This is a genomic window from Hyphomicrobiales bacterium (assembly GCA_039973685.1).
Lineage (GTDB): Bacteria > Pseudomonadota > Alphaproteobacteria > Rhizobiales > JACESI01 > JACESI01.
In genome coordinates this window covers 111,929-119,077 of sequence record JBDWKL010000018.1, presented here as the reverse complement: position 1 = coordinate 119,077, position 7,149 = coordinate 111,929, and the positions used below count along the sequence as shown (strand labels likewise).

5 protein-coding genes are annotated in these 7,149 nt (G+C 44.6%); 2 read left to right on the top strand and 3 right to left on the bottom strand.

Translation table 11 applies throughout. The features are described 5' to 3' along the window. Positions 1–270: 270 nt before the first annotated feature. A complete protein-coding gene (locus tag ABJO30_05540; protein MEP3232271.1) occupies positions 271–1,593 on the top strand; it encodes a hypothetical protein in 1,323 nt (440 codons plus the stop codon). A gap of 134 nt (positions 1,594–1,727) precedes the next feature. Further along, positions 1,728–2,516: a hypothetical protein gene (locus ABJO30_05535; GenBank protein MEP3232270.1), complete on the top strand. Its 789-nt coding sequence runs from the start codon at positions 1,728–1,730 to the stop codon at positions 2,514–2,516. 385 nt (positions 2,517–2,901) lie between these two features. Here the strand turns inward: ABJO30_05535 and ABJO30_05530 are convergent, their stop codons facing one another. From ABJO30_05530 to ABJO30_05520, 3 genes are read right to left on the bottom strand one after another with little or no spacing between them, the layout of a single operon-like run. Then, positions 2,902–4,113: a glycosyl transferase gene (locus ABJO30_05530; protein MEP3232269.1), complete on the bottom strand. Its 1,212-nt coding sequence runs from the start codon at positions 4,111–4,113 to the stop codon at positions 2,902–2,904. Beyond that, positions 4,113–4,958: an HAD hydrolase family protein gene (locus tag ABJO30_05525; GenBank protein ID MEP3232268.1), complete on the bottom strand. Its 846-nt coding sequence runs from the start codon at positions 4,956–4,958 to the stop codon at positions 4,113–4,115. The genes ABJO30_05530 and ABJO30_05525 overlap by 1 nt, the downstream gene beginning before the upstream one ends. Further along, on the bottom strand, positions 4,931–6,703 hold the full coding sequence (locus tag ABJO30_05520) for a sugar phosphorylase (protein ID MEP3232267.1): 1,773 nt from the start codon (positions 6,701–6,703) through the stop codon (positions 4,931–4,933). Before ABJO30_05520 ends, ABJO30_05525 begins: the two co-directional genes overlap by 28 nt. Between the last annotated feature and the right edge of the window lie 446 nt (positions 6,704–7,149).

The following is a 7,149-nucleotide window of genomic DNA, read 5'->3' as shown; positions in this document are numbered from 1 at the left end:
AAAGACCGCATTCATCACTGGGCAACATTACCCCCAATGAATTCGCCATGAAAATGGTGTTGCAAAAACAGGCTGCATAAGGCCATAAATCAACCGGCGAATTCTCCAAACAACTGGAGGAGAGTTGGGTCTCAGGTCAGTAAGAATAACGACTTTATTGTTTCGCTTCATCGTAAAGCTCTTAACCGCAAAGTTCAAGAAAACCCGAATGTGCTGGGAACGTGTTTGACCGTTGATTACAGTCAACGCACCATTGAAGCACTTGAGGCGGTGAAGCCGACGCTTGGTTTTATGGAGCCGCCAGTTCCAGGTTTTTTTATGCGATGGTGTAAGCGATTTGATCGACTTTTTCGTGACATGCGCTTTCTGTTGAGCTTGGCTTGTCTATGTATAGCGGCAATAGGTGCTATCCAACTTTCTGAAATCATTGCCGCTCTTGATAAGGCTCTTGTCGATTTTGGTTACCCGTTCGTGCAAACGATTTGGTCTAGCTTGTGGGGGATCTTGCGATGGGTAAACGCATCCTGGCTTGTTGAAACTTTTGCGATTACTCTGATCCCAGCAGCCCTTCTTACACTTTTGCTGAATACGCATTTACCCACTCATTTGAAACTGAAAATTCCTGAATTTTTGCGCGATAGGGTTAGTTGGGCGTGGAAATGGTTTCCAGACAAATTGCATGGCAGGGCGTGGCTTAAATGGGCAAAGCATAAGCTTTATAATTCGGGTGACATTGCAACGCTTATTGTTCGCAATATTCAAGAATGGCATCCAGAAGATCATGTTGCTCTTGATAAACTGATTGCCGCAAAACCAGAGCATAAGAGTCTGATCATAATTCTAGACGCTCCAACTCGCACGATTGTTGATAGAGTGCTTCTTAGAGCACTTGAAGATGCGTCATCGATTAAAACAAAGGCCGCCACCGCTGATATAATTCTTACTCACATCGGTCCTGAGATCGATCATTTTCGCATCGATGCAGAAGAAACGAAACAAAGTAAGCTGCATGTATCTTTCGCGGCGCTATTCGGTATTTCCAAAAACGACAAGTTAGACGATGATTATAGGGCTGAAGTTGAGAGAACGAGCGACGCTATAACGGACCGGCTGTTCTCAGAAAAAGACATATTGCCATTGTTGACGATTGGATCAACCTATCTTGCGCCGTTCCAACTAACTCGACCCGTGACGTTGGGAAAAGAGGCTTTGGCGACTTTCAGCAAGTTGATGACAAACTATCAAAACGTGTTCCATCGCATTACCAAGCCGTCTGATCACGTAGTTTTTGACGAAAAAAAGGCTGATCAAATTGTTAGGCAAGCAGAAAAATCGCTTGCGGTTCTTGTTGTCAAACAAAACGAGAAGCGCAGGAGGTTCACAAATTCTCGAGTATACAAAATATTAGGACGATACGCCCAACGTGATGCTATGGCATGGCATATTGGCGAGCAATTTAAAGACGCAAATGGTGGATATTTTGAATATATTTTAGCGATGCTTAACTGTGGTGAATTCTACGCCCTTGAACATGCGTTTCAACAACTAACTAAAAAAAAGGGCCTTCCCTCAGTGCAGTTTTGCAAAGCATAAAGTCAGCTTCACGCCTTCAAGAAGAGGCTGAGAATCTATGAAAGTTGGCGCTTGTCTCTTCATAGTGCAGAATTGGATGATGAGGATGACGTAACTCAATACAGCGCTGTTTTAGAAGACACCAATCGCGTTTTTTGGAGAAGTGGTGGCAGTATCTGGCGCAGAAAATTCAAGCGATCGACTTTGATTTAAAACACGAAGTTGATCTCCATGTTGCGGCGAAGCTCTTTGCAATTTCAATTGACCGGCTGCAACAAAGTTATGATTTTGAATCCGTACAGATAAATCAAGACGGGAGTTCACATACAGCAGAAAAGGCGATGCTAACTATGGTCCAGCGTTCCTTGACCTTCTTTAATACACAGGACCGTTATTTTGCTATTGAGCAAGCAAAACATGCGATGATGCCGTTTAGTGCTGAATTCAACGAAAATACGCAAGAAGCTCTTTCAGTATTGCTTGAAAAACATGGGGTGCATGGATTTGATCTCGCCCAAATTATAGAGCGATGTGAAAGCATTGAAGAACTAGAGGAGGTATTAAGACAACACCACCCGATCCTTCCTGATGCTGTATCAACGCTTTGCCATTGCATATTGCGTGGAGCTACAACTCAGTCGGAACGATTGACGGCGGGGATGGTTTTTCAGGAACTTTATAATAAAACTCCCCACGGCCTTCAATTGGGAGCTGTTCGGGGTGTTGCAACAGACCGTGCACGAGCAACCTTCGCTCTTATAAAATCGTGGTATAAAGCCAACCGTAGCCTAGATGGGCAAGAAAACAGTTTTACGCGATCTATCAACGGCCTGAACCATCGGATTGATGAAAGCAATGTAACCTCTATCGACCTGATGTATGGATCACTCTCCACAATTAAAGGTTCAACAGATCAGCTGATAGAAAACAAGTTTATCAGCTGATTCTAACTTTATATTCTGAGTTTTTCCCGACCATCCGTTGTGTTATACATTGTTTTTAAGATGAATTCAGACCGGCCCGCTGATACCCCTTTTTTCTGCACCTGATCACCCTCTCCCGATTGCCCGGTATAACGGTCCAGAGCCCTCGTTAATCCAACTAGACCCCCGTGGCACCGTCTCGAACTATACCCGTGTCATCCCGTCAACACGTCTATTTCCACCTCCGAGATACGGTCCAAACAGGACCTGACAGGATGACGCATTATATGCAGACCATCTCCGGACCATCCCCTCACGAGAACCCTGTCAAGACGGTCCACAAGGGGTAGGGCTGGTTCGCCATTCAGGTTGAGGTGTCTTTAGGCATATTGCGTGGCGAGTTTGATTAATTGCGATCTTTTAAAACAGCATCATGCAGCAAACGCAGCAGATCGGGATTTGCAGATTGGATGCGGCTCCAATTTGGAATGAAAGGCGTTTCCATTGGGTTTTCTAGGAACTTGTGGCCCGCCTCCACGATATTTGCAGCAAACAGTTCAACGGCTTTTTCTTCCGTATGGCGGTCCGTATGAAGGCCATTGATAATCGCATCATTGTGGTACATCTCGATTAAGTCCAAAGCGGTCCTGTAATAGGTTGCTTTAATTGTACGAAATGTCTCTTGACTGAAAACGACACCATCGGTTGCAAGTTTTCTAAACAATGCTTTGGCTATATCTACAGACATGCGTGACAATCCTTTGGTCGCGTCATCCTGCGATAAATCTTGATGTTTATGGTCATAAGCATCGCTGATATCGACCTGACAAACCGCACGGTTTGAAAGGTTGCGCCACACTTCAGATAGGACACCAATTTCAAGTCCCCAATCAGAAGGAATACGGATGTCTGGTAAAATGCTGGTACGCATCGCAAATTCACCGGCCAACGGATAGCGAAAACCTTGAAGGTACTCTATGTAATCTTGATGCCCACACGTCTTTTGCAAAGACATCAAAAGTGGTGAAACAAGAAGGCGCGAAACGCGGCCATTTAGTTTTCCGTCAGCTATGCGTGGGTAATACCCTTTGCAAAACTGATAAGAAAAAGCTGGGTTTGCGACTGGGTAGACAAGACGGGCCAACATCTCTCTCGAATATGTCGTGATGTCACAATCATGTAGTGCGACAACATCGCAGTTGCGTGATGCGAGTGCAAAGCCAATGCAATACCAGACATTGCGTCCTTTGCCTGGCTCCTTTGGCGCTAATCCTGAATCAGCTAAATCTTTGTGGATCGCACTTAATTTTGGGCCATCATTCCATAAAATATCATGCTGTTGTGGCAACCGCGAAAAATACTCTTGAGCGTATTTAAACTGTTCTTCATTTGCACGATCTAACCCGATTATAACGTGGTTGATGTAGGCGGCATCCGATAGTTCGTCGATTATTCCGGATAGTGCAGGGCCTTCAAGTTCTGAAAAAAGGCATGGTAAAATGAGAGTAATCTTGCGCGTGCTAGAAAATTCTAACAGTTGCCTTTCCATCTCATCCAAAGGGACACGGGTAAGGTTATGGAGCGTTGTCACACTGCCGTTTTGATGGAAATCTGCCATTATTCTATATCCTCCGCATTTAATTCACTTAGAACTTTTAACAGACTTTTGCCCCAACCTAGCGACCCTGGTTCATCCGCATGCAAAACATTGCTAATTTCAGCGTTTGCTTGGTCTAAAACACCCGCATTCGCCGGATTTGGGATGACGATCCCAAGGTCAGCTGACTTTAGCATAGCAATGTCATTGGGCGCGTCTCCAAGAGCAATGGAGTAAACTTTAGTGCCCGTCGTTTCATATCTGTTTATAATAGTGCGCACTTGGTCGGATTTATCATTCCCAAATGAAAGCGTTGTAAAACGCCCACCTTGCTGAATGCTGACACCTTTTCCCTCAAGTGCATTTTTAAACGCTAAATATTGTTTGTTATTACCGGACCAAAGACCCGGTTCAGAAAACTGCCGTTGTTTGGCGAGCATCGCGCCATTTTCAGACAGCCCCGTTCTTTCGATAACATCTCGAACACTCCAATCTGAAAAACCTTGGAAAGCCGCACGAAGATCTTTTGGCAAAGCATCCAGTATTTCTTTGAGCTTTTGGTGTGTCGGGGCATCACTTTGGCGTTCATCATCTGGCTCCAGAATGCCTGCGCCGTTTTCAACAATTGCTTCGCAATGTTGGAACCCTAGTTCTTTTCGCAACTTGATTATTTCGGCAGCTGTTTTGCTTGATGCAAGTATGAGAGGAATTTCATTGGTTTTCAGAAAATGAAGTGCGGGCAAAGCACTATCGTACGAATAGTTGTCGTGATTGAGCAGAGTGCCATCAAGGTCAGTGAAGACAATGACTTTCTTGGTCTTTTGGTGCGGGCTGTTGATCATCGACGATTGGTAATCCAGCGACATTGATAGGGAGCAAATGTGATGGAGCTGTCCGTATCGGAGATAACGTCTCCTGACAGAAGGTCAGTCCATTGATCGCCCCCGATTAGGTTTAATGAAACAGTGGCAATACTCTGATTTTTGCTGGTTAAATTATGGATCGCAAAAATACTCTGTGAGCGGTCCATGCTTTGACGCCAAAAACCAAATAATGCTTCCCCTAGCTGTAGGGTGAATTGTGTTGCATTGGGATGAAATGCTGGCTGTCCTGATCTAATTTTGATCAGGCGCTTCATCTTGCTCAAAACAATGGATTGACGTGATGTTGGCTGACTGAGCAATTCACATAACTCAGAATAATCCCAACGATGCCGGTTAATCGCACGGTTATGGCAGGCCTTTTCAACGCCTTCATGATCATTTGGTGTTGCAAGCAAGGAATGAACATAAAAAGCAGGGATGCCTTCAAGGGCCATTGCAATGGTTTGGCCACATAAGAACCTTTGATTGTTCCACTCATCTTCGCCATTAACCGTCCCTTTTAGCGCGTCATATAGGCCGACATTTATTTCATAAGGGCGCTCGCTGCCATCATTGGCTTTACGCATACTAACCAATCCGCCAAAACCCTTAAGTGTTTCAATCATGCTTGATATTTCGTCATCACTGAGGAGGCCTTCAGCAGGGCGAAGTCCGATGCCATCATGTGAGGCTGTAAAATTGAAATATGTGCAGCCTTGCTGGGCTGGGGGCATCGTCATCTGCCATGCATTGAGGTATTGCGATGTGCCATTAAGGAGACCATGCAGCAAGAGCGGCGGCAGTGAGAAATTGTAGACGACATGCGCTTCATTCCGATTGCCAAAATAACTTAAGTTTTCGAAATGCGGGACGTTTGTCTCAGTGATTAAAATCAGAGTTTCTTCACAGTAGTCTGTGAGCAAACGCATAATACGAATGATCTCATGTGTTTGTCGCAAATGGATAGACGACGTGCCAATTTCCTTCCATAAAAATGCTACTGCATCTAATCGAAACGTGCGAACGCCCCGGTCTATATGAAAGCGCAAAATACGAAGAAATTCGATAAGAACATCAGGGTTTGAAAAGTCAAAATCGACTTGGTCATGACTGAAAGTGCACCAAACATGCTTTGTCCCAGTTGCAGTCTCAACGGGGCGTAACAATTCATGAGCACGTGGCCTTATGACCATAGAAAGATCATCATCAGGTGAGGCTTCAAAGAAAAACTTATCGTAGGGTTTGTGTCCCTGCAGGTAGGCATTAAACATTTTGCTTTGGCTAGAGCAGTGATTTATCACAAGGTCAGACATCAATCGAAAATCATCTGATATCCGCCCGATATCTTCCCAAGCACCCAGACCACTATCGACTGTTAGATAATCAACAACAGCAAAACCATCATCGGATGTGTAGGGAAAATACGGCAAGATATGAACGCCAGATATGACGTCTTTAATTTCCCGATTTAGAAAATCATAAAGCAGATCGAGCGGTTTGTGCTCGCCATCTACAAATGTGTTCCCATAAGTGATGAGGTAATTGTCTTTTTCGCTCCAAATAGAATTGGAAGCAGAGCGCCCTCGGCGCCTAGGGCCGTTGGTGTCAGCTCTCGTTTCTTCTGGCCAAAAAACTTGGAAAATAGCATCCTGCAATTTAGGGCTATGATGATCGGGATAAATGGACGTTAGAAGAACGTCTAGATTGTCCCGCAATCGCTGCGGTATGTGTTTTGCAGTGTCAGGCAATAAGGTAACTCAAGATTGTTCGGGCATATATTTTTGATATTATTAGCACTCTAAAGCAAAATATTAAATGGGTTCGGTTGCACAGCTATCGATCACAATGCTGCTTTTTAAGTCATGTTAGGAATCTCGGCGGTGTCAGATAAGCCGTATTTCAACCGACCTAGAGGGTGATGGGGAATAATAAATCTCCAAGTTCTAAAATATATCATGTATTCCCGTTTGATTTGTGGGTGTTCCTCTAATTTCCAATCAAAGAGCAAATGATGAAACGAAAGAACGAATGATCTACTCATGATGCTCCAGTGATAAGGATGCAATCGATCCAAGAACAGTTCTCACAATTACCGCTGGTCTTGGTCCAATGCTGCCCTCCAGTTTTATTAAAGCCCCATAGTTCTCCCGCTTCCACCTGTCCGATCCCAAAACGAGTGACCCGATGGTGACCG